Source organism: Synechococcus sp. CCY 0621 (assembly GCF_019038465.1).
Lineage (GTDB): Bacteria > Cyanobacteriota > Cyanobacteriia > PCC-6307 > Cyanobiaceae > Cyanobium.
The window spans coordinates 117,346-139,007 of the sequence record NZ_JAFKRH010000011.1 but is presented as its reverse complement, the minus strand read 5'-3'; the positions used below and the strand labels follow the sequence as shown (position 1 = coordinate 139,007).

The 21,662-nt window shown below is 68.4% G+C and carries 20 protein-coding genes; 10 read left to right on the top strand and 10 right to left on the bottom strand.

Annotated elements, in window-relative coordinates; all coding sequences use genetic code 11:
• Positions 1-39: 39 nt before the first annotated feature.
• Complete coding sequence (locus KUG43_RS03815; protein WP_216906231.1) at positions 40-1,371, top strand: aminopeptidase P N-terminal domain-containing protein; 1,332 nt, start codon at positions 40-42, stop codon at positions 1,369-1,371.
• Here the strand turns inward: KUG43_RS03815 and KUG43_RS03810 are convergent.
• Positions 1,343-2,089, bottom strand: coding sequence for an HAD family hydrolase (locus KUG43_RS03810; protein WP_502988573.1), 747 nt, complete (start codon positions 2,087-2,089; stop codon positions 1,343-1,345). The two genes, KUG43_RS03815 and KUG43_RS03810, sit on opposite strands and share 29 nt — an antisense overlap.
• 99 nt (positions 2,090-2,188) lie before the next feature.
• Here KUG43_RS03810 and KUG43_RS03805 point away from each other — a divergent pair, with 99 nt between their 5' ends.
• Positions 2,189-2,671: a 30S ribosomal protein PSRP-3 gene (locus tag KUG43_RS03805; protein ID WP_216906229.1), complete on the top strand. Its 483-nt coding sequence runs from the start codon at positions 2,189-2,191 to the stop codon at positions 2,669-2,671.
• 21 nt (positions 2,672-2,692) lie between these two features.
• Here the strand turns inward: KUG43_RS03805 and KUG43_RS03800 are convergent, their stop codons facing one another.
• From KUG43_RS03800 to KUG43_RS03775, 6 genes are read right to left on the bottom strand one after another with little or no spacing between them, the layout of a single operon-like run.
• Positions 2,693-3,355, bottom strand: coding sequence for a transaldolase family protein (locus KUG43_RS03800; protein WP_216906226.1), 663 nt, complete (start codon positions 3,353-3,355; stop codon positions 2,693-2,695).
• Between the two features lie 5 nt (positions 3,356-3,360).
• A complete protein-coding gene (locus KUG43_RS03795) occupies positions 3,361-4,734 on the bottom strand; it encodes a protein phosphatase 2C domain-containing protein (RefSeq protein WP_216906223.1) in 1,374 nt (457 codons plus the stop codon).
• On the bottom strand, positions 4,728-5,465 hold the full coding sequence (locus KUG43_RS03790; RefSeq protein WP_216906220.1) for a vWA domain-containing protein: 738 nt from the start codon (positions 5,463-5,465) through the stop codon (positions 4,728-4,730). Before KUG43_RS03790 ends, KUG43_RS03795 begins: the two co-directional genes overlap by 7 nt.
• A 3-nt stretch (positions 5,466-5,468) precedes the next feature.
• Positions 5,469-6,824 (bottom strand): protein kinase domain-containing protein, encoded by a 1,356-nt coding sequence (locus KUG43_RS03785; protein WP_216906218.1) that lies wholly within the window; start codon positions 6,822-6,824, stop codon positions 5,469-5,471.
• A complete protein-coding gene (locus KUG43_RS03780) occupies positions 6,821-7,543 on the bottom strand; it encodes an FHA domain-containing protein (RefSeq protein ID WP_216906215.1) in 723 nt (240 codons plus the stop codon). Before KUG43_RS03780 ends, KUG43_RS03785 begins: the two co-directional genes overlap by 4 nt.
• Positions 7,540-7,824, bottom strand: a complete 285-nt coding sequence (locus KUG43_RS03775; RefSeq protein ID WP_216906213.1) for a hypothetical protein — start codon at positions 7,822-7,824, stop codon at positions 7,540-7,542. Before KUG43_RS03775 ends, KUG43_RS03780 begins: the two co-directional genes overlap by 4 nt.
• A gap of 230 nt (positions 7,825-8,054) precedes the next feature.
• On the opposite strand from KUG43_RS03775, the gene KUG43_RS03770 reads away from it, so the two are divergent.
• Positions 8,055-10,193: a transglycosylase domain-containing protein gene (locus tag KUG43_RS03770; RefSeq protein ID WP_353617920.1), complete on the top strand. Its 2,139-nt coding sequence runs from the start codon at positions 8,055-8,057 to the stop codon at positions 10,191-10,193.
• Between the two features lie 8 nt (positions 10,194-10,201).
• On the opposite strand, the gene KUG43_RS03765 is transcribed toward KUG43_RS03770, so the two are convergent.
• The 3 genes from KUG43_RS03765 to atpD are packed head-to-tail and all read right to left on the bottom strand — an operon-like array spanning position 10,202 to position 13,231.
• The gene (locus tag KUG43_RS03765) at positions 10,202-11,308 is read right to left on the bottom strand and encodes a rhomboid family intramembrane serine protease (RefSeq protein ID WP_216906196.1); all 1,107 of its coding nucleotides are present in this window, start codon (positions 11,306-11,308) and stop codon (positions 10,202-10,204) included.
• Positions 11,309-11,340: 32 nt separating this feature from the next.
• Positions 11,341-11,748, bottom strand: coding sequence for an ATP synthase F1 subunit epsilon (gene atpC / locus KUG43_RS03760; protein ID WP_216906193.1), 408 nt, complete (start codon positions 11,746-11,748; stop codon positions 11,341-11,343).
• A 16-nt stretch (positions 11,749-11,764) separates the two neighbouring features.
• Positions 11,765-13,231: a F0F1 ATP synthase subunit beta gene (gene atpD, locus KUG43_RS03755; RefSeq protein ID WP_216906190.1), complete on the bottom strand. Its 1,467-nt coding sequence runs from the start codon at positions 13,229-13,231 to the stop codon at positions 11,765-11,767.
• 248 nt (positions 13,232-13,479) lie between these two features.
• Here atpD and groES point away from each other — a divergent pair, with 248 nt between their 5' ends.
• The 7 genes from groES to KUG43_RS03720 all read left to right on the top strand — a co-directional run bounded on the left by groES (position 13,480) and on the right by KUG43_RS03720 (position 21,623).
• On the top strand, positions 13,480-13,791 hold the full coding sequence (groES, locus tag KUG43_RS03750; RefSeq protein WP_015110667.1) for a co-chaperone GroES: 312 nt from the start codon (positions 13,480-13,482) through the stop codon (positions 13,789-13,791).
• A 53-nt stretch (positions 13,792-13,844) separates the two neighbouring features.
• Positions 13,845-15,482 (top strand): chaperonin GroEL, encoded by a 1,638-nt coding sequence (groL, locus tag KUG43_RS03745; protein ID WP_094585628.1) that lies wholly within the window; start codon positions 13,845-13,847, stop codon positions 15,480-15,482.
• Positions 15,483-15,616: 134 nt separating this feature from the next.
• The gene (vapB, locus tag KUG43_RS03740) at positions 15,617-15,850 is read left to right on the top strand and encodes a type II toxin-antitoxin system VapB family antitoxin (RefSeq protein ID WP_216906187.1); all 234 of its coding nucleotides are present in this window, start codon (positions 15,617-15,619) and stop codon (positions 15,848-15,850) included.
• A 13-nt stretch (positions 15,851-15,863) separates the two neighbouring features.
• Positions 15,864-16,271, top strand: a complete 408-nt coding sequence (gene vapC / locus KUG43_RS03735; protein ID WP_216906184.1) for a type II toxin-antitoxin system tRNA(fMet)-specific endonuclease VapC — start codon at positions 15,864-15,866, stop codon at positions 16,269-16,271.
• Between the two features lie 107 nt (positions 16,272-16,378).
• The gene (locus KUG43_RS03730) at positions 16,379-18,250 is read left to right on the top strand and encodes a type I restriction-modification system subunit M (RefSeq protein WP_286194358.1); all 1,872 of its coding nucleotides are present in this window, start codon (positions 16,379-16,381) and stop codon (positions 18,248-18,250) included.
• Positions 18,247-19,488, top strand: coding sequence for a restriction endonuclease subunit S (locus KUG43_RS03725; RefSeq protein WP_216906181.1), 1,242 nt, complete (start codon positions 18,247-18,249; stop codon positions 19,486-19,488). The genes KUG43_RS03730 and KUG43_RS03725 overlap by 4 nt, the downstream gene beginning before the upstream one ends.
• Positions 19,485-21,623 carry a DUF262 and DUF1524 domain-containing protein gene (locus KUG43_RS03720; protein ID WP_216906178.1) on the top strand — a complete coding sequence of 713 codons (2,139 nt, stop codon included), beginning with the start codon at positions 19,485-19,487 and terminating at the stop codon, positions 21,621-21,623. Before KUG43_RS03725 ends, KUG43_RS03720 begins: the two co-directional genes overlap by 4 nt.
• Positions 21,624-21,662: the final 39 nt, after the last annotated feature.

Genomic DNA, 21,662 nt, shown 5'->3' with positions numbered 1-21,662 from the left:
CGGCTGTGCCATCTTCTCGCTGTACATCCCTTCGCAGCGATGCCGCCGACCCCCCCGATCGACCCCGCCCTGCTGGCCCGCCGGCGCCAGCGGTTCCTGCAGCAGCTGGGCGGTGTGGCCGCGGTGATCCCCGGGGCGGCGCTGGTGACCCACCACGCCGACGTGGAGCACGGTTTCCGCCAGAACAGCGACTTCTGGTACCTCACCGGCTTCGATGAGCCCGGTGCCGTGGCCCTGTTCCTGCCCCACCGGCCCGACAACCCCTTCGTGCTGTTCGTGGAGGCGAAGGATCCGGGCGCCGAGGTGTGGAACGGCTTCCGCTGGGGTTGTGAGGGGGCCGTCGCCAGCTTCGGCGCCGATCTGGCCCATCCCCGCAGCGAGCTGGCCGATCGGCTGGCGGAGTATCTCGACGGCGCCGAGGGGATCGCCTTCCGGGTGGGCCGCCACCCCCAGGTGGAGCCCCTGGTGCTGGCCGCCTGGGGGCGCCAGCTGGATCGGGCCCCCCGCAGCGGCAAGGCCGCCCTGGGGCTCGTGGCCCCCTGCCCGCTGCTGCACGAGCTGCGGCTGCGCAAGGAACCCGAGGAACTGGCCCGGTTGCGGGAGGCCGCCCGCATCTCCGCCGAGGCCCACGAACTGGCCCGGCGGGTGGTGCGACCCGGCCTCAGCGAACGGCAGGTGCAGGCCGTGATCGAGCAGCACTTTCTTGAGCAGGGAGCGCGCGGGCCTGCCTATGGATCCATCGTGGCCGGGGGCGACAACGCCTGCGTCCTGCACTACACCGCCAACGCCAGCCGGCTGCGGGACGGCGACCTGCTGCTGATCGATGCCGGCTGCAGCCTCGACGACTATTACAACGGCGACATCACCCGCACTTTCCCGGTCAACGGGCGCTTCAGCGGCGAGCAGCGGGCCCTCTACGAACTGGTGCTGGCCGCCCAGGAGGCGGCCGTGGCGGCGGTGGCCCCCGGCCAGACCGCCGAAGGCGTCCATGACACCGCCGTGCGGGTGCTGGTGGAAGGGCTGGTGGAGCTGGGCCTGCTGATCGGCGCGGTGGATGGCCTGATCGAGCAGGGGGCCTACCGCCACCTGTACATGCACCGCACCGGCCACTGGCTCGGCCTCGATGTCCACGACGTGGGCGCCTACCGGCTGGGCGAACACCATGTGGCCCTGGAGCCGGGCATGGTGCTCACCGTGGAGCCCGGCCTCTATGTGAGCGACCGGCTGGCGGTTCCCGAGGGCCAGCCGGCCATCGCGGAGCGCTGGAAGGGCATCGGCATCCGCATCGAGGACGACGTGGCGGTGAGCGACCACGGCCATGAGGTGCTCACGGCCGCCGCCCTCAAGGCGCCGGCGGCGATGGAGCGCTGAACAACTCGAGCACCTGGCAGGTGGAGGCCAGGACGCGGTCGGCCCCGGCCTGCCGCAGCTGCGCTTCATACCCCTGCCGCTCGGCTTCCCGGCCGGCCTGCTGCAGATGGGGGGGCGCCACCGCCAGAGCCTCGAAACGCTGGCCGGGCACCCGGTTGCGGGCCCGGCGCACCGTCTCCACATCGGCCACGGTGTCACCGAGGTAGGCCACGGGAGGGGCGCCGGCCCCCAGGGGCACCCCCGCCAGGCGGGCCGCCAGGTCCAGCAGGCCGGCGGGGTCGGGCTTGTCGGGGGCCTGGCCCATGGCGATCAGGGGCGGCGCCACCAGGCCCAGCCGCTGCTCCAGCACGAAGCGGGCGGACGGGGGCTCGGCACCACTGACGAAGCCCCAGGCGAAGCCCCGCTCGCTGAGAGAAGCAAAGAACGGCCCATCCACCAGCAGGGGCTCGCTGCCGATGAAGCCGCGCCAGAGGCCGGGATCCCCCTCCGGGTCGCCACCGAAGTAGTGGTCGCTGAACACCGCCACCAGCTCCTCCCAGGCGGGCAGGGGGGACAGGCCGCGGCGGCGCAGCAGCTCCATCGAAGCCTGCCAGTCGTTGTTCCAGCGGCCTTCGCCCTTGAGGGCGTCGATGGCGGCAGGCTCCGGAGCCCAGCCGCTGAACTGCTGCACGGTTTCGACGATGGCGCGCCGGTAGCTGCCGCTCACATCCCTGATCACGCCGTCGATGTCGAACAGGAGAACGGCGCGGGGGGCAGCGGGGGCGGCCAGGGGGGTTGCTGCGAATCGGCTGGTAAGTTAATCGTTTGCTAGTTCTCCTTGAGCGCCGAAACCGTGACAGCCCCTGAGAGTGCCGAGGTCGCTGCAGTCAGCGCGGTCCCCGCGGCCATCGCCGCCGACACCACCGAGGGTCGTCCGGTGCTGCGCGGCGGCAGCGCCGCCCTGGCCACCGCCACCATCGATGAGGACGGGGTGCCTTCCGGCTACACCCCCAAGGCCGACGAAGGCCGCTTCCTGGTGAAGATCCTCTGGCTGCCCGACAACGTCGCCCTGGCGGTGGACCAGATCGTCGGCGGCGGACCCAGCCCCCTCACCGCCTACTTCTTCTGGCCCCGGGAAGACGCCTGGGAAACCCTCAAGGGTGAGCTCGAAGCCAAAAGCTGGATCACCGACAACGAGCGGGTCGAGATCCTCAACAAGGCCACCGAGGTGATCAACTACTGGCAGGAGGAAGGGCGCGGCAAATCCCTCGATGAGGCCAAGCTCAAGTTCCCCGACGTCACCTTCTGCGGGACCGCCTGAGTCCTGCGTTCCCTGGGCGGTTCAGCCGCCCAGGGAATCCCGTTCGAACTGTTCGGCGGCCGCGGCGGTGTCCGGGCTGGCGAACAGGGCATCGGCAATGGCCGGACTGATCGTGTGGTGGGCCAGACCGGCAGCGGCCAGGCGGGCCAGATCTCCCGGCTGCCGCAGGCTGGCCACCAGCAGGCGGGTGCTGGAGCCCACTCCGTCGAGGGCCCGCTGCATGGCGATCAGCTCGCCGTGGCCGTCGCGGCCGAGATCGCCGATACGGCCCAGGTAGGCGGCGATGCCGTCGGCGCCGAGGGCGGCGGCCACCAGCACCTGGGCCACCTCGTAGCACGCGGTGAACGTGACGGGCACCCCTTCGGCGATCAGCTGCCGCGCCACCTCGGCCCCTCCCCGGGTGATCGGTACTTTCACCAGCACCCGCTGGGGATCGAGGGCCGCCAGGGCCCGGCCGATGGCCAGCTGCTGCTCGCCATCCGCGCCCCAGGTCTGCAGATGCAGCTCGCGGCAGCCCAGGGCAGCAGCGCGCTGAGCCAGCCACCCCAGGTGGTCGAGGTTGCAGGGCTGGCCGGCCCGCCGCAGCAGGGTCGGGTTGGTGGTGACGCCCTGGAAGAGGCCGCTGGGCAGCCAGCGCTCCCACTCCAGGGGATCGGCGCTATCGAGCAGCAGACGCAGGGCCATGGCGGTCAGGGGGTGGTGGCTGGGGACAGGGTCCACTGCCGGCTGAGGGCCTCCAGCAGGGCCGGGCAGGCGCCGAGGGCCTGCAGGTTGCGGCGGGGATTTGCCGCTGGCAGTTTGGCCGCAGCAGGCTTTTCCTCCGTTGGATCGGCAGCGGGCAGATCCGCCGCGATCAGGGCGGCCAGGGGATCCGTGGCCGCCGCGGCTTTCAATCGGGCCGGATCCTGCCGGCCCTGGCGCAGGGCGACGAACAGGTCGCGGCGGCGGCGCAGCTCCAGGGGAAGGCTGGCCGGCTGGCCGCAGAGGCGCTCCACCTCGGCCAGGGCGGCCCGCAGCCCGGGGGAGGTGGGCGCCGCCACCTGCGGCGGGGGCTGGGTTCGGGGCCAGACCAGGGCCAGCCAGCCCGCACCGGCGGCGGCCAGGGCCAGGCCGATGGCCACGGCCCGGCCGATCGCCGGGCGCCGCCGCTGAGGACGGGGACGGGGAAGGGACGCCTGGGCGGCCTGGGCAGGGGATGGCGTCACCACAGGGGTTTCCGCCGCGGCCGGAGGCGCGGGCAGCGGCACCGGCGGCTCGCCAGGCGCTGCGGCGCGCCCAATGGCCACGGTCACGTCGTCGCCGCTGCCCTCGCGGCTGATCCGATCCAGCGCCTCCGGCAGGACACCGGCCGCCTCGGCGCCGCTGCCGGCCAACCAGGCCGCCAGGGTGAGGAAATCGCTGTCGGTGGCGCAGGACTTGCGGATGCCGTCAGTGCAGAGCACCAGGGCGAAATCGCCCGGGTCAGGCGCCAGTGGATGCAGGGCCGCCCGGCGGGCGAACAGGGACGCCGCCTGGGGCTGGCAGAGGCTGCAGGTGGCTTCGCCGAGGGCCGTGGGTTCGTTCTCCTCCTGCAGCAGCCGGGCACGCCCGTCCGCCTCCACCCGCACCAGGTCCCAGTCGCCCAGGCCCGTATGGCCCCACCAGAGGGTCGTCATCACCACCAGGCCCAGGGTGCTGCCGTAAAGCAGGGGCTCGAAGTCGCCTTCGCCGGGATCGCTCTGCCAGTGGTCCTGCACCGCCTCCAGCCAGCGGCACTGGACCGCCTCGGGCAGGTCGTGGGCCAGCCAGCGACTCCAGGCCCCTTCCCCGTCCCCCGGGGGCGCGGCGGCCAGGGCGTCAGCCACCACGGCCAGGGCCGTCTCGCAGGCCAGGCGGCTGCCCACCTCGCTGCGGCGGTAGCGGCGCCCGCCGTGGCCATCGGCCACCGCCATCAGCATCACGGGCTGGCCTTCGGCGTCGCGCAGCTCGCGGCAGAGCGCGGCGTCCTGACAGGGGCGGCCGGCCCTGAGGTGGGCGGCCCCGGCCCGGCTGGCAGCGATCGGCGCCGCCCAGCGGTTCACCACACCAGGGGACCGACGTCGTCGGTGGGATCCAGCACGGTGGGGGGAAGATCCGGCAGGGGAATGTTGCCCGCCGCAGGCTCCAGGGGCGTTTCGCTCACCCGGCTGGCCGGCATCGAGGCGGCCCCCACCACCGCCGTGGAGGCCCACTGGATGTACTGGGCCAGGGAGGTGGCGTTGCTGGCCTGCAGGGGGCGGCGGGGCGAGCGGCCCGCCGTGGCCGGTTCGGTGCCGATGAACCGCTGCAGCACCTCCAGGTCGGCATCGTGGCCCAGGGCGATGGCCAGGCGCACCGCCTTCTGGGCCCAGGGCACCCGCAGCAGGGCTTCCAGGCCGGCGGCGAAGTCATCGGTGGGCTGGCCGTCGGAGATCAGCACCAGCACCGGTGGCAGGGCGCGCACCTCCATCGGCGGGGTCTGCAGGGCCGCCGCCACCAGCTTCAGGGCCTCCCCCATGGCCGTGATGCCACCGGCCTGGAGATCGCGCCACTCCAGCTGATCCACCGGCGTGGGGGTCTCGATGTGCCAGGCGGCATGGTCGGCGAAGCGCACGGCCCGCACCAGCACCCGTGCCTCCGGGTTGTCCCGGGCCACCGCCGCCATGCCCGGCAGCGACTGGCGGATGGCCTGGTTGAGGGCCTGCATCTTGCCCGACGCCGCCATCGAGCCGGAGCAGTCGCAGAGGTAGAGGAAATGGAGCGGCCGGTTGGCCAGCTTGACGTCGGGGAACGGCATCTCTCAGGTGGCGGGGGATGGCCGGGTGGGGCGCTGCACGGCGATCGGACCCGCCGGGGACTGGATCCGGGCGAGTGCGGCGAGGCTACAGCTCTCGCCAGGCTGCACCGGCTGGGAGCGGCCGTCGTGGGTCTCGGCGCTCCAGGCGGACGCCGAGAGGTTGCGCAGCCCCAGCCGCCGCGGATCCTGGGGATGGGCCACCACCCGGGCCAGCGGCCGGCGCAGATCCTCCCCGGCCAGGGCATCGAAATGGTGGGGGTGCAGCTCGTTGTCGGGCGCCGCCAGCACGGACCCGTGGGGCAGCATCAGCTTCATCGGCTCCGGCAGGGGGGCGCCGCAGCTCCAGCACAGCGCCGGGGCGCCGCTGGCCTGGAAGTTTTCCTGGCCGCAGGCGGGGCAGAGGGCACGGCGGTCGAGGGTGCGGGCCAGCTCCTGCTTCCACTGGCCGGTGAGGGCGCGGCGGGAGGGCTGCTTCATGCCGCGGCAGAAGGTCTGCTCAAACAGCGCCTGCAGGGGGCGGGGGTAGATGGGCCAGGTGATCAGGGCGGCCGCATGCTCGATCGGGTCGGGCCGGTTGCGGTCGTCGACCGGATCGAAGATGAACACCGGATCCTCGCCGCAAAGCCGCCGGCGGGCCGGCTCGTCAAGGCAGCGGATCGCCAGCTCCATCTGGCCCTTGAGCGGATCGTGGCGCGTGAGCAGCCGGAACAGCAGCACCGCCAGGGAGAACAGGTCGCTGTCGGCCCCGGGACGAGTCTGGCCCAGCAGCACCTCCGGGGCCATGAAGCCCGGGGTGCCCAGCACCGCGCCATGGTCGGCGCCATCCACCGCGACGTTGTCGTTGTCGCAGATGAGGATGCCGCCGCTGCCGGGCTCCAGGAAGAGGTTGCCCAGGGAGACATCCTTGTAACAGAGGCCCGCCAGGTGCAGGGCATGGAAGGCGTCGGCGAGGCCGAAGCAGGCGCGCAGCACCTGGCGCAGGCCGATCGCCAGCCGGCCGGCGGCATGCTCGCAGGCCCCCACGTAGGCGGGCGGCCGCAGGGGCATCAGGTAGCCGAAGCTCTCCTGGCGGATGCGGATCAGGGGGCGGCTGGCGGGGCTGGCCCGCAGCAGGGCGATCGGCCAGAGGAAATCCTCATTCGGGGCAGTGGCCCGGATGCTGGCGATCAGGCGCCGCTCCAGGCCGCCGTCACGGGCGATGCAGGCCGGCAGGTACCACTTCAGGGCCAGCCGCTCCCCCTCCAGTTCCACCTCATACACCTGGCCCTGGGTGCCGCCCCCAAGGCCCCGGATGATCTGGAGCGGGGCCGCCAGACCCTCGAAGTCCAGGCTGGCGCCCTCCGGCAGGATCCAGCTCATGGCCGCCTCGCCGACGCCGGGGCCGGACCCATCGCCTTGCGAATGCCGTTGCGGTGGGCCAGGGCCGTCTCCAGGCTGTCGAAGCGGTGCCGATAGGCCAGGCCGTCCTGCAGTGTCACCTCCAGCAGATGCTCCCAGCGGGAGCCCAGCAGGATCCAGCCCGCCAGCGCCCCCAGCTGCAGGGGCCAGAACAGCCAAGGGAAGGGAAGCAGCAGCAGGCCGCCCAGGCAGAGCAGCAGCCACCAGCTGAAGGCCTGGGGATGGCGCCGGCGGCTGCGCACATAGGCCGAGCGGATCCGATCGAGGGGCAGGGAGCGGCCGGCGAAATCCAGCTGCCCGGCGGCCGGCTGGGCCAGCACGGGAGCAGCAGGGCGGCCGGCGGCGCTGGCAGCGCTGGCGATGGCGGTGGCGGTACGGAACTGCAGCACCGGCCCCTGCAGGCCCAGCCGGATCTCGTCGCCGTCCGAGAGGGGCCGGCAGTCCCGCAGCCGGGCGCCCTCCAGATAGGTGCCGTTGGCGCTGCCCAGGTCGCAGAGCAACCACTGGCCCGCCCGCGTTCGCGACACCCGCACCAGGGCGTGGTGGCGGGAGACGCCCTGGGCCTGGCTCAGGCAGAGGCCGCTGGTCGGATCGCGGCCGATCGAGAGGGGCGTGCGGGGATCCAGCGGCACGCTGCGGCCGGGATCGTCCCGCAGCAGCAGCCGGGGGTGGGCGCTCATCGGGGGTCCTCACCGGCCCTGGGACGGCGGCCCAGGCGCCGGTCGGCCAGGAACCGGCCCCACCAGCCCATCGGTTCCCCCTGCCGCCAGGGAATCACCCGCCCGGGGAACAGCAGGGCCGTGGTCGCCAGGGCCAGGGCCACCAGCAGCAGGAGCAGCAGCACCCAGCCGGGGATCGCCCCCACCCAGGTGGCGGCAAAGGTGGCCCGCACCGCATACACCCCGATGGTCAGGGCGGTCCAGATGCGGAAGGGTGCCCATGGATCCCGGCGTTGCTCCACCTGGCCGGCCGCTCCGATCGCTGCGGGTAGCGTATGGGAGCAAGGCAGACGGGCCGGGGATGGTGGGGACGACGGAGCAGGCGTCGCCTGGCGACATCACCGCCCCTGGCAGCCCCCCTGGCACCGAAACGCCCACCGCAACGCCCACCGCACCCGCACCCGCCGCGGGTTGGCGGAGCCTCTGGCAGGCCCTTCGCAGCCCGGCTGCGGATGGGGGCCGTCGCCGGGCCGTGACCACGGCCCTGGGAGAACTGAAGCACCACGGCGCCTGGCTGGAACTCTGGATCGGCGGTCAGTGCCGCCGGCGTGTGGCCCTGGAGGGTGGCCGTTACCGCATCGGCCGGGATCCCCTCTGCGAGCTGCAGGCCGACGCCACCGGCGTCAGCCGGGTGCACGCGATCGTGGAGCAGGAGCGCCCCGGCGACCGCGACTATGTCGGCGAGGATTTCGGCTCCGCCAACGGTCTGTTTCACCGCGACCGCCGCATCCGCGCCATCCACCTGCGGGACGGGGACAAGCTGCAGCTCGGCTCGCCGCTGAAGGGGGAGGCGCCCACCCTGGTGTACCGCCATCCCCGCAGCCCCCTGGGGCAGCTGGTGCACTGGGGGGCCATCGGCGCCCTCGTCGGTTCGGGCGTCGCCCTGGGGGGCCTGCTGCTGGCCACCACCGTCTCCGGCGGCTCCTCGATCCGGTCGGTGAGCGGGCCGGTGAAGGTGTTCTCCACCGATGGCCGCCAGATCGATGCGGCCGAGGGCTCCTCGACGGCCCTGCCGACCCTGGCCGACTACCCCCTGCACCTGCGCCAGGCCCTGATCGCCTCGGAAGACTCCCGCTTCGGCTGGAACAGCGGCATCGATCTGTTCGGCACGCTGCGCTCCCTGGTGCAGGGCACCGGCGGCGGCAGCGGCCTGGCCCAGCAGGTGGCCCGCATGGTCTACCCGGCCGTTGGCACTGATGTGTCGGTGGCCCGCAAGCTGCGGGAGCTGTGGGTGGCCTGGCAGCTGGAAGCGGGCTTCAGCAAGAACCGCATCCTCAAGATGTACCTCGACCGGGCCTACCTGGGCCTGGGGGCCGAAGGGTTCGAGCAGGCGGCCCAGCTCTATTTCCGCAAGTCGGCCAGCGCCCTGGACGTGGCGGAGTCGGCGTTCCTGGTGGGCCTGCTGCCGAGCCCCAACAGCTACAGCCCCTGCAACCGGGAGAACCCCACCTGGGGCCGGGAGCGCCGCGACCTGGTGCTGGGGCGGATGCACGCCGAGGGCTATCTCTCCGACCAGGCGTTGATCGACGCCCGCCGCCGACCGCTGAACATTGATCCCTCCGCCTGCGGTGCGTCCACCTACTCCAGCTATCCCTTCTTCAGCGACTACGTGATCGGCGAGCTGGAGGGTCGCCGCTTCGCCCTCGACCTCAGCAGTGCGGAGGCCCGGGGCAACTACGCGGTGATCAGCAGCATCGATCCGCGCCTGCAGGCCATCGCCCAGAAGCAGCTGAAGGCGTTCCTGGAGGGGCCGGGGGGCCGGGCCGGGCTCACCCAGGGCGCCCTGATCTCGATCGACTACGGCACCGGGGCGATCCTGGCCTACGTCGGCGGCGGCGATTACAGCCGCTCGAGCTTTGACCGGGTGCAGGCCCTGCGTCAGCCCGGATCCACCTTCAAGCTGTTCAGCTTCCTGGCGGCCCTGGAGGCCGGCGTCAAGCCCGGCGATGCCGTCTCCTGCGCCCCGCTGGCCTACGTGGCCGGCTGCCGTGGTGGGGCTGGCAGCACCAGTGTGGCGGCGGGCTTCGCCAGCTCCGAGAACGTGGTGGCCCTGCGACTGGCCCAGCAGGCGGGCCTGAACAAGGTGGTGGCCAAGGCCCGCCAGCTGGGCATCAGCACGCCGATGGAGGAGAGCTTCTCGATGGTGCTGGGCGGCAAGGAGACCTACCTCTACGAGCTGGCCGGGGCCTTTGCCGTGGTGGCGAACGGCGGTCGCTCAGTGCCCCTGCACGGGGTGAAACGCATCTACGACCTGGGCATCTGCGGCTCGGTGAGGACCCTGGCCGACTGCCCCCCCAGCGGCGTCACCACACCGGTGGGCGAGCTGCCGCGTCAGCTGATTGAACCGGCGGTGGCCGCCGAAATGGATGCCCTGCTGCGGCAGGTGGTGAGCGGTGGCACCGGCCGCGCCGCCGCCGTGGTGGCCGATGCCCGCGGCAAGACCGGCACCACCGACAACGGCGTCGATGTGCTGTTCGTGGGCTACTCCCCCTCCAGCCGCATCCTCACCGGCATCTGGATGGGCAACGACGACAACCGACCTGCCGAGGCCGCCTCCGGCGCCCTGGTGGCCCAGTTGTGGGGGCAATACATGCGCGCCCTGGCGAGCTGAGATCGCCTTCAGCCCAGCCAGCCCAGCCCCCGGGCCAGTTCCTGGGCGCGGGTGACCAGGGCCCAGGCCGTTCCGAGCAGCGTGCCCCAGCACCAGGGGCTGCTCCAGAGCCGGGCCGTCGGGCTGCTGCTGTCCTGGGGATCGCGGCGCGGCAGCTGCCAGCCCAGCTGGACGGCGCCAAAGATCACCAGCAGCACCCAGGCGGGGATCTCCACCGGCCCCACGATGAAGGGGTGGGCCTTCCAGTGCAGCAGGCTGAGGGCCGACGCCAGGGCGATCAGCGCGGCGATCGGCCCGGAGGCCCCGTCCCACTGCCGCAGCACCCGGGCCCGGCGGGCCACCAGCACCGCCGGCGCCATGGTGGCGAGGGCGGTGAGCGCGTAGCGCAGCAACAGGGAGGACAGGGGCAGCGTTGAGCCCCCCAGCACAATCGCCAGCATCACCAGGTTGAGCAGGGCCTCGCGGTTGGCCGCATGGATCCAGGGGGCGGTGATCCAGCACCAGGCACGGCGAGGGTCACCGCTGGCCTCCAGAGCCAGGGGCCAGCGGCGGCGGAGGGCCCGCAGCGGGCCCAGGGCCAGGGCCTGCAGCAGGGCCAGGGCCACCACCAGCACCAGGCCGCTTCCCCAGCGCCAGGGATCGAAGAACCACTGGTCGAGCTCCCCGCCGGCCCAGAACAGCACCGGCGCCGAAGCGGCGGCCAGGGCCAGACCGGGACCAAGGGGCCGCAGGCTCTGCCGCCAGGTCAGGGGGACGCGCCCGGAGAGGACAGGGTCAGCGCCAGCGGCCGTGGCGGTGCCGGTGGGCCGCGCCGGAGCCACACCGGAGCAGGCCTCCAGCAGGTCGAGCAGCTCGGCCAGCACCCTCGGCGCGTAGATCCCAGCCAACTGCTGGCTGAGGGCCGTGACGGCACTGCGCTGGGGACTTCCCTGCAGTTGCAGCACCCGCAGCAGCAGGGGCTGGGTGGCGAGATCGCGCACGGGTCCGCGCAGGCTCTCCTCCGCCCCGAGGGCGTCAATCAGCCGGTTGGCCAGGGCCTGGGGGTTGTCCAGGCTGACGGAGCCGGTGGCGATCCACTGGCGCAGTTGCAGACCGAGTTCACGACCCTTGCCCATGGCCGCCCCAGCCTCCGGGCCCGCAGAGAAACTCAGGCGGCCTTGCTGGCCTGAAGACGGGCGCGGGCGCGGGCCAGGGCCTGCTGGGCCTTGAGCTTCTCGGGGCTGGGGTCGGAACCTTCCAGGGCCGAAGCGGCCTGCTGGGCCGCCTCGAAGTCGCTCTGGGCGGCGGTGGCATCGATGCTGCTGCCCAGCTCGGCGCCGTTGACGAGCACGGTGACCTCGTTGGCCACCACCTCGGCGAAGCCGCCCATCAGGGCGATCGACTGCCAGTTGCCCCCCTCCCGCACCCGCAGCACACCGCTGTCGAGGGCGGTGAGCATGGAGACGTGGCCGGTGAGGATGCCGAGCTGGCCGGTGGTGCCGGGCAGGATCACTTCGTCGGCGGTGCCGTCGAAGACGCTCTGATCGGGGGCGAGGACGCGCAGGGTGAGGGTCATGGAGAAGATTCCCGGATCAGGACTTGGCTGCGGCGAGGATCTTGGCGGCCTTGGCCCTCACCTGGTCGATGTTGCCGACCAGATAGAAGGCGGCTTCGGGCAGGTCGTCGAGTTCGCCGGCCAGGATCATGTTGAAGCCCTTGATGGTGTCGTCGAGCTTCACGTATTCGCCGGACTGACCGGTGAAGATCTCGGCCACGAAGAACGGCTGGGAGAGGAACTTCTCGATCTTGCGGGCCCGGTCCACCGTGCGGCGGTCGTCTTCGGAAAGCTCGTCCAGACCCAGGATCGCGATGATGTCCTGGAGTTCCTTGTAGCGCTGCAGGGTGGACTGCACGGCGCGGGCGGTGCGGTAGTGCTCATCACCCACCACGGCGGGCTGAAGCATGGTGCTGGTGGAATCGAGGGGATCCACCGCCGGGTAGATGCCCTTGGAGGCCAGACCGCGGCTGAGCACGGTGGTGGCGTCGAGGTGGGCGAAGGTGGTGGCGGGTGCCGGGTCGGTGAGGTCGTCGGCGGGGACGTAAACAGCCTGGATCGAGGTGATCGAGCCTTCCAGGGTGGAGGTGATGCGCTCCTGCAGTTCACCCACGTCGGTGCCGAGAGTGGGCTGGTAGCCCACGGCCGACGGCATGCGGCCCAGGAGGGCGCTCACTTCGGAGCCGGCCTGCACGAAGCGGAAGATGTTGTCGATGAACAGCAGCACGTCCTGCTTGTTCACGTCGCGGAAGTGCTCGGCCATGGTGAGCGCCGACAGACCCACGCGCATGCGGGCACCCGGGGGCTCGTTCATCTGCCCGTAGCAGAGGGCCACCTTCGACTTGGAGAGGTCGCCGGCGTTGATCACGCCCGACTCCTTGAACTCCTCGTAGAGGTCGTTGCCCTCGCGGGTGCGTTCACCCACGCCACCGAACACCGAGACGCCTCCGTGTTCCTTGGCGATGTTGTTGATCAGCTCCTGGATCAGCACGGTCTTGCCGACGCCGGCACCACCGAACAGACCGACCTTGCCGCCCTGGCGGTAGGGGGCCAGCAGGTCGATCACCTTGATGCCGGTCTCGAAGACTCGGGGCTTGGTCTCGAGTTCGGTGAGCTTGGGGGCCTGACGGTGGATCGGGGCGGTCATCGACGTGGAGACCGGGCCCTGCTCGTCAACGGGCTCGCCGAGCACGTTGAAGATGCGGCCGAGGGTGGCCTCACCGACGGGAACGGAGATGGGGGCCCCGGTGTCGAGGGCGCCCATGCCGCGCACCAGGCCGTCGGTGCTGCTCATGGCCACGGCGCGGACCCGGTGGTCGCCCAGCAGCTGCTGCACTTCAGCGGTGATGGCCACCTGCTGGCCGGCGGAATTGGTGCCTTCGATGCGAAGGGCGTTGAAGATTCTGGGCAGCTTGCCGGCAGGGAACTCCACGTCGAGGACGGGGCCGATCACCTGGCGCACGGTGCCTTTGGTACCAGGGACGGCGGGAGCGGCAGCAGCCATAGGTAAGGAAGGAGCGTGGTGTGCCCAGCGGGGTCCAACCACCCGTCTGAAGCGGCGCAACCTTACCACTGCAGGGGGCCTGGGACCTGGGGTTCGGTCACCCGCACAGCCCTGGGATGGCGTCGCGGCGGAGACGACTCCTAGGTTGGCAGTCGAAGGGCGCGAGTGCTAACTCGCCCCATCACAGCGACGCGCCGGCCCTGGTCGTCTTCCGTCGCTGCCTTCGCGTCCATCCATCGCGTCAATTCATGGCTGCCGTTTCTCTCAGCGTCTCCACGGTCAAACCCCTCGGAGATCGCGTTTTCATCAAGGTGTCTGAATCGGAGGAGAAAACCGCCGGTGGCATCCTTCTGCCCGACACCGCCAAGGAAAAGCCCCAAGTGGGCGAAGTGGTCCAGATCGGTCCCGGCAAGCGCAACGACGACGGCTCCCGTCAGGCCCCTGAAGTGGGCGTCGGCGACAAGGTGCTCTACAGCAAGTACGCCGGTACCGACATCAAGCTCGGCACCGACGAGTACGTGCTCCTGTCCGAGAAGGACATCCTCGCCGTCGTCAACTGATCTGACGGCGTTTCCGTCTGCATCACCTTCAACCAAGCAATCTTCTTTCTTCCATGGCCAAACGCATTATCTATAACGAGCAAGCCCGCCGGGCCCTCGAACGGGGCATCGACATCCTTGCCGAAGCCGTTGCCGTCACCCTCGGGCCCAAGGGCCGCAACGTGGTGCTGGAGAAGAAATTCGGCGCTCCCCAGATCATCAACGACGGCGTCACGATCGCCAAGGAGATCGAACTGGAGGATCACATCGAGAACACCGGTGTGGCCCTGATCCGTCAGGCCGCCTCCAAGACCAACGACGCCGCCGGTGACGGCACCACCACCGCCACCGTCCTGGCCCACGCCATGGTCAAGGCGGGTCTGCGCAACGTGGCCGCCGGCGCCAACGCCATCACCCTTAAGAAGGGCATCGACAAGGCCACCGAGTTCCTCGTCGGCAAGATCGAGGAGCACGCCAAGCCGATCTCCGACTCCAACGCCATCGCCCAGGTGGGCACCATCTCCGCCGGCAACGACGAAGAAGTGGGCCGCATGATCGCGGATGCCATGGACAAGGTGGGCAAGGAGGGGGTCATCTCCCTCGAGGAAGGCAAGTCGATGACCACCGAACTGGAGGTCACCGAAGGCATGCGCTTCGACAAGGGCTACATCTCGCCCTACTTCGCCACCGACACCGAGCGGATGGAAGCGGTGCTCGACGAGCCCTACATTCTGCTCACCGACAAGAAGATCGGCCTGGTGCAGGATCTGGTGCCCGTGCTCGAGCAGATCGCCCGCACCGGCAAGCCCCTGCTGATCATCGCCGAGGACATCGAGAAGGAAGCCCTCGCCACCCTGGTGGTGAACCGTCTGCGCGGCGTCCTGAACGTCGCCGCCGTCAAGGCTCCCGGCTTCGGTGACCGCCGCAAGGCCATGCTCGAGGACATCGCCGTTCTCACCAACGGTCAGCTGATCACCGAGGACGCCGGCCTCAAGCTGGAGAACACCAAGCTGGAGATGCTGGGCACCGCCCGCCGCATCACCATCAACAAGGACACCACCACCATCGTCGCCGAAGGCAACGAGGCGGCGGTGAAGGCCCGCTGCGAGCAGATCCGCAAGCAGATGGACGAAACCGACTCCTCCTACGACAAGGAGAAGCTGCAGGAGCGTCTGGCCAAGCTGAGCGGCGGTGTGGCCGTGGTCAAGGTGGGCGCTGCCACCGAAACCGAGATGAAGGACAAGAAGCTGCGCCTGGAAGATGCCATCAACGCCACCAAGGCGGCCGTTGAGGAAGGCATCGTCCCCGGCGGTGGCACCACCCTGGCCCACCTGGCCCCGGCCCTCGAAGAGTGGGCGGCCGCCAATCTCTCCGGCGAGGAGCTGATCGGCGCCACCATCGTGGCCTCCTCCCTCACCGCCCCGCTCAAGCGGATCGCTGAGAACGCCGGCGTCAACGGCGCCGTCGTCGCCGAGCACGTGCGCAACAAGCCCTTCAACGAGGGCTACAACGCCGCCACCGGTGAGTACGTCGACATGCTGGCCGCCGGCATCGTCGATCCCGCCAAGGTGACCCGCTCCGGCCTGCAGAACGCCGCCTCGATCGCCGGCATGGTGCTCACCACCGAGTGCATCGTGGCCGACATGCCCGAGAAGAAGGAAGCGGCACCCGCCGGCGGCGGTGGTGGCATGGGCGGCGACTTCGACTACTGATCTCGCCAGCGGTCATTAGTCGGATCTCCGATCCTTCACCTTCCGTTCCAAGCGCCCCTGCGGGGGCGCTTTTTTTTGCTGTCGCGATCTCCGATTCCGGGATATCCTCATGGGATATCCATCGCTAGCGAGCCTTGGCGATCACCCGCCTGTTCCTGAGCAACCGCAGCCAGGCGGTGCGCATCCCTGCTGAGCTGCGACTTCCCGACAGCGTCAAGCAAGTGGAAGTGCGCGCCCGTGGCTGCGAGCGCATCATTGCCCCGCTGGGCAGCAGCTGGGACAGCTTCTTCCTCTCAGTTCCCAGCGTTCCCGACGACTTCATGGCCGAACGGGCCTCCCAGCAACAGGACGAGCGGGAGTCCTTCTGACGGGGCCACCCAGATGCTGCGCTACGTGCTGGACACCAACATCACGATCGACGTGATCAAGCGCCGGCCAGCCTCGGCCCTGGAGCTGTTCAACCGCCATGCCGGCCACATGGCCATCTCGGCAATCACCCTGAGCGAACTGCTGCATGGGGCGGAGAAGAGTTCGGCGCCGGAACGCTCGCTGGCGGTGGTGGAGGATTTCTGCAGCCGCCTGGAGGTGCTCAGTTATGGGCCCAAGGCCGCCCAGCACTATGGACAGATCCGCTCCGCGCTTGAGCGGCAGGGACAGCCGATCGGCGTGAATGATCTCCACATCGCCGCCCATGCCCGCAGCGAAGGGCTCACCCTGGTGAGCAACAACCTGCACGAATTCCAGCGGGTGGAAGGCTTGCTGCTGGAGAACTGGGTGGTGGCAGCTTGAACGAGTGATGGCCTGGCGATCGTCTTTCGCATGACTGGTCCAGCAGCATCGCCTGACAGGCGACACACTTGTCCCAACTCTCCCCTGCCTGCCCCGCTCCACGTCTGATGCCAGTCCGCACCGACCTCACCGACGCCCTGCTGGCCCTGATCCCGGAAGACGGCAGCCGCGTGAGCAACGAGCAGTTGCGGGCGGCCCTGGCCGAAGAGGCCGACGCACACTTCAGCGACGAAGAGTTCGAAGCCGCCAAGGACCATGTGGTGGCCATGGGTGCCGCTGAAAAAGCCCGGGGCCCCGGCGGCGGGTTGAAGGCCCCAGGCCTCAGCCCTCCGCCCCGAGCGGCCAAACCATCAGGCAACGGCCGCGGCCGCCGCAACGGCAATGGCGCGACCCCCGCCACGGCCCAGCAAGCGATCGCCCCCGGCTCCACCGCCGCCTCGGTGCTCACCGGTGAGCTGCGCAACCAGATCGATGCCATCTGGAATGCCTTCTGGAGTGGCGGCATCGCCAACCCGCTGGAGGTGCTGGAGCAGCTCACCTACCTGCTGTTCATCCGGCGCCTCGATGAGCTGGAAACCCTGGAGGAACGCAAGGCCCAGCGCACCGGCCAACCGATAGCGCGGCGCCTGTTCCCAGAGGGCGCCGATGTCCACAAGCGCCCCTACGAGCAACTGCGCTGGAGCCGCTTCAAGCACCTGGCCGCGGGCGAGATGTACGCGCTGGTGGGCGAAAGCCTGTTCCCCTTCCTGCGCGAACTGGGGGGTGATGGCTCGGCCTATGCGGGCCACATGAAGGATGCGCGCTTCACGATCCCGACCCCGGCTCTGCTGGACAAGGTGGTCGATCTGCTCGATGCGGTGCCGATGGCCGACCGCGACACCAAGGGCGACATCTACGAGTACATGCTCGGCAAGCTGGCCACCGCCGGCACCAACGGCCAGTTCCGCACGCCGCGCCACATCATCGAGCTGATGGTGGCGATGACCGAGCCGGTGCCCACCGATGTGATGGCCGATCCGGCCTGCGGCACCTGCGGCTTTCCGGTGGCGGTGGGCGAATACCTGCGCCAGCACCACCCGGAGTTGCTCAGTGATCCACAGCTGCGGGAGCACTTCAACCATGGTCTGTTCCATGGCTTCGATTTCGACAACACGATGCTGCGCATCGGCGCAATGAACATGCTGCTGCACGGGGTGGAGAACCCCGATGTGCGCTACCGCGACTCGCTCTCGGAAGACGGTGCCGCTGAGGAAAACCGTTACTCGTTGATCCTGGCCAATCCGCCCTTCGCCGGATCACTCGATTACGAGAGCACCAGCGCCAAGCTGCAGCGGGTGGTGAAGACCAAGAAGACCGAGCTGCTGTTCATGGCCCTGTTCCTGCAGCTGCTCAAGCCCGGCGGGCGGGCGGCGGTGATCGTGCCCGATGGCGTGCTGTTCGGTTCCAGCAAGGCGCATAAGGAATTGCGCCGCACCCTTGTTGAAGATCACTTCCTGGAGGGCGTGGTCTCGCTGCCGAGTGGCGTGTTCCGCCCCTATGCGGGCGTGAGCACGGCGATCCTGCTGTTCACCAAAACCGGCCGGGGCGGCACAGACCTCGTCTGGTTTTATGACATGACGGCCGACGGCTGGAGCCTCGACGACAAGCGCAACCCGCTGCTGCCGTTGGAGAAGCTCGGGCCCGCTCCGAAAGAACCCCTGGCCGAAGGCGAGCACGGGAAGAACAACCTGCCCGACTGTCTGGCCCGCTGGCGCCACCGCAAGGATTCCGAGCGCGAGCGGGAACGCACTGCCCAGAGCTTCTGTGTGCCCAAGGCAGAGATCTCCGAGCAGGGCTACGACCTCAGCCTCAACCGCTACAAGGAGCTGGTGCACGAGGAAGTGGAGCATCGTCCGCCGCTGGAGATCTTGGCCGAATTGCGGGCGATCGAGCAGGAAATTCTGCAGGGGATCGAGGAGCTGGAGGGGATGCTGCGATGAGCTGGCCAACTGTTGCTATTGGCGAGATTGCCTGCCTACTCAGGAATGGCATGAGCATAAAGCAGTCTCCAGGCGCGGGAGGGCTACCGATTACCAGGATTGAGACCATCGCATCTGGCAGTTTCAATTTTTCTAGGTGTGGATACGCAGGACTAGAAACGAAAGACTGTTCGGGATGGCTGCTAGAGGAAGGCGATATTCTCATTAGCCATATCAACAGCCTGGCGCATCTTGGTAAATGCGCGATTTACGAAGAAGAGGCAAGAGAAATCGTTCATGGAATGAATTTACTGAATCTCAGGGTTGATCAAAGAGTCGCGCTTCCACGCTATATCCTTCACGCTCTCAGGAACAGGCGATTCGTCGCGCAGATATCCACAATTGCGAAGAAGTCGGTCAATCAGGCAAGTTTCAATATTTCTACGTTCAAAGAACTTGAAATCCCCCTCCCCCCCCTGAAGGAGCAGCATCGCATCGCGGCGATTCTGGACAAGGCCAACAAAATTCTAAGCCTTCGTCGAAAGAGCCTGGAAAGAATTGAGTTTCTAGCTAACTCCATATTTCTCGATATGTTTGGAAATCCGTTCTCGACGGACTCGAGCCGCTCTCATGTGCCCTTTAGCCAAATGACAAAGAGAATTACGTACGGGTTCACATCTCCCATGACTCACGAGGATGCCGGCATCCCAATCCTGACCGCAAAGAATATTCAGAACGGCTTCATAGACCTATACAATGTTCACTATGCACGACAGGACGAGTTCGACGCCTTGACAAGCAAGTGCAAGCCAGCTCCCGGCGACATCCTCATTACAAAGGATGGATCTATAGGTAGATGCGCGATAGCCCCTGCAGGGGGCCCGTTGTGCATTAATCAGTCCGTCGCCCTGGTCATACCTGATCGATCCCGAGTTGCCCCTGAGTATGTCTCTGCTTATATCAGGTGCGCTCCTGTTCAGCAAAGAATCCAGCAAATGGGCAAGGGTAATGCGTTGAAGCATCTGCAAATTACTGAACTATCCGAGTTCCCCTCTGTAATACCTCCCCTTAAAGACCAGATGAGGTTTGCTGACTTGATGGCCGCGATCGGCCGAAAGAGTGAAAAAAGCAAAGCAGGCGTTTTCGAGGCTGAGAAGATGAATCGATCTCTTTGCTTCAGCCTTTTTGAGTACGCCTTCGATGAGCATTGCGCTCGAAGAGAAGGGCTTGATTCTCAAGCCTTAATTGCCAACTCATGAAAGCCACAGAAGCCAAGCTCCTCCAAATCCTGGGTGCCGTCTCCCAGTTCATCATCCCGATCTATCAGCGCACTTACTCCTGGACGGAGAAGGAATGCGCCCAGCTCTGGTCCGATATCCTCCGCACCGGTAGCACCGAGGAGATCGGTGTCCACTTCATCGGCTCGGTGGTCCACATCGATGAGGGCCTAGGCAATCTCGCGGTGCAGGCTCCCAAGCTAGTGATTGATGGCCAGCAGCGGCTCACCACCGTCACCCTGCTGCTCACCGCCCTGGCCGAGGTGTTGGGAGGCCTGCCCGAGGAGCAGCAGGAACCGATCCAAGGCTTCGCTCCGGCCAAGATCCGCCAGTACTACCTGACCAACCCTCTCGAAAAAGGCGACAAGCGCTTCAAACTGTTGCTCTCCGACACCGACCGCGCCACCTTGATGGCGCTGGTCGATCCCTCGGTGGCTGCGCCGCCACCGGAGCCCTCAATACGCATCCAGGCCAATCACCAGTTCTTCCTGGATCAGCTGCGCCAGAGCGGCACCGATTTGGCCCTGCTGTGCCGAGGCATCAGCAAGCTGCTGGTGGTGGATGTGGCCCTCGCCCGCGATCAGGACAATCCCCAGCTGATCTTCGAGAGCATGAACTCCACCGGCCGGGAGCTCTCCCAGGCCGATCTGATCCGCAACTTCGTGTTGATGGGGCAGCCACCCGAGCTGCAGGAGCGGCTCTACACCCTCCATTGGCGGCCCATGGAGCTGGCCTTCGGCCAGGAGGCCTACAGCGGCAACGAGTTCAGCGCCTTCATGCGCGATTTCCTCACCCTCCAGACCGGTGAGGTGCCCCTGCTCGATCAGGTGTACGACACCTTCAAGGCCTACGCTCGCCGGCCCGAAGTGGAGCAGGCCGGCATCGAAAGCCTGCTCAAGGAAGTGGCCGCCGTGGCGGGCCGCTACACCCGCATCGTGCTCGGCAAGGAACCCGACCCCGCGCTGCACCAGGCGTTCCTCAACCTGCGTGAGCTCAAGGTGAACGTGGTCAACCCCCTGCTGCTGGAGCTCTACGGCGACCACGAGGCAGGGTTGCTCAGCAAAGGCGAGCTGCTGGAGGCCCTGGAGCTGCTGGAGTCCTATGTGTTCCGCCGGGCGGTCTGCGCCATCCCGTCGAACTCCCAGCAGAAAACCTTCGCCACCTTCAGCCGCTCCCTGCGCAAGGAAAGCGGCCACTACCTGCCCAGCTTCAAAGCCCATCTGCAGAGCCTCCCGTCCTACCGCCGCTTTCCCACCGACGCTGAGTTCCGGCGCGACCTGCAGGAGCGCAACCTCTACAAGTTCAATAAGAGCTGCAGCTACTGGCTGCGGAAGCTGGAAAACCACCAGCGCAAGGAGCCGATCGCCGTGGCCGAGTACACGATCGAGCACATCCTTCCCCAGAACCCCGAACTGCCCGCCCCCTGGCGACAGGCCCTGGGCGAGAACTGGAAGGCGCTCCAGGAGGAATGGCTGCACCGGCTCGGCAACCTCACCCTCTCCGGCTACAACCCTGAGCTCAGTGATCGCCCCTTTCTCGAGAAGCGGAATCATGAAGGCGGCTTCGCCGGCAGCCCCCTGAGGCTGAACCAGGGACTGGGCCAGCTCGAGGCCTGGGGCGTTGAGCAGATCCAGGTGCGCGGAGCCAACCTGGCGGATCGTGCCTTGCACGTGTGGGCCGCTCCTTCCCTGCCGGCAGAGCAGTTGGCCGAGTACTGGAGCAAACCCCTCAATCCCGCCGCCGCCTACTCCCTGGCCGATCATCCCCAGCTGGCGATTCCCCACATCCGCACGCTGTTCGATGCCCTTGACCTGAGCATCCGGGCCCTCGATCCCAACGTCTACCAAGACGTGCTCAAGGTCTACATCGCCTACAAGTGTGAGACGAACTTCGTCGACATCGTTCCCCAGGCCAAGCGACTGCACCTCACCCTCAACATGCCCTACGCCGAACTCGACGACCCCAAGGGGCTGGCCCGCAATGTGGCCGGGATGCGTCGCTGGGGCAACGGTGAGGTGGAGCTGGGTGTGGCCACGCTGGAGGAAGTCCCCTACGCCATCGGCCTGATCCGCCAGTCGCTGGAGCGGCAGCTGGATGACGCCACCGGATCGCCATGACCGGATCGCCACTAACATGCACAGACATCCTGTACGACT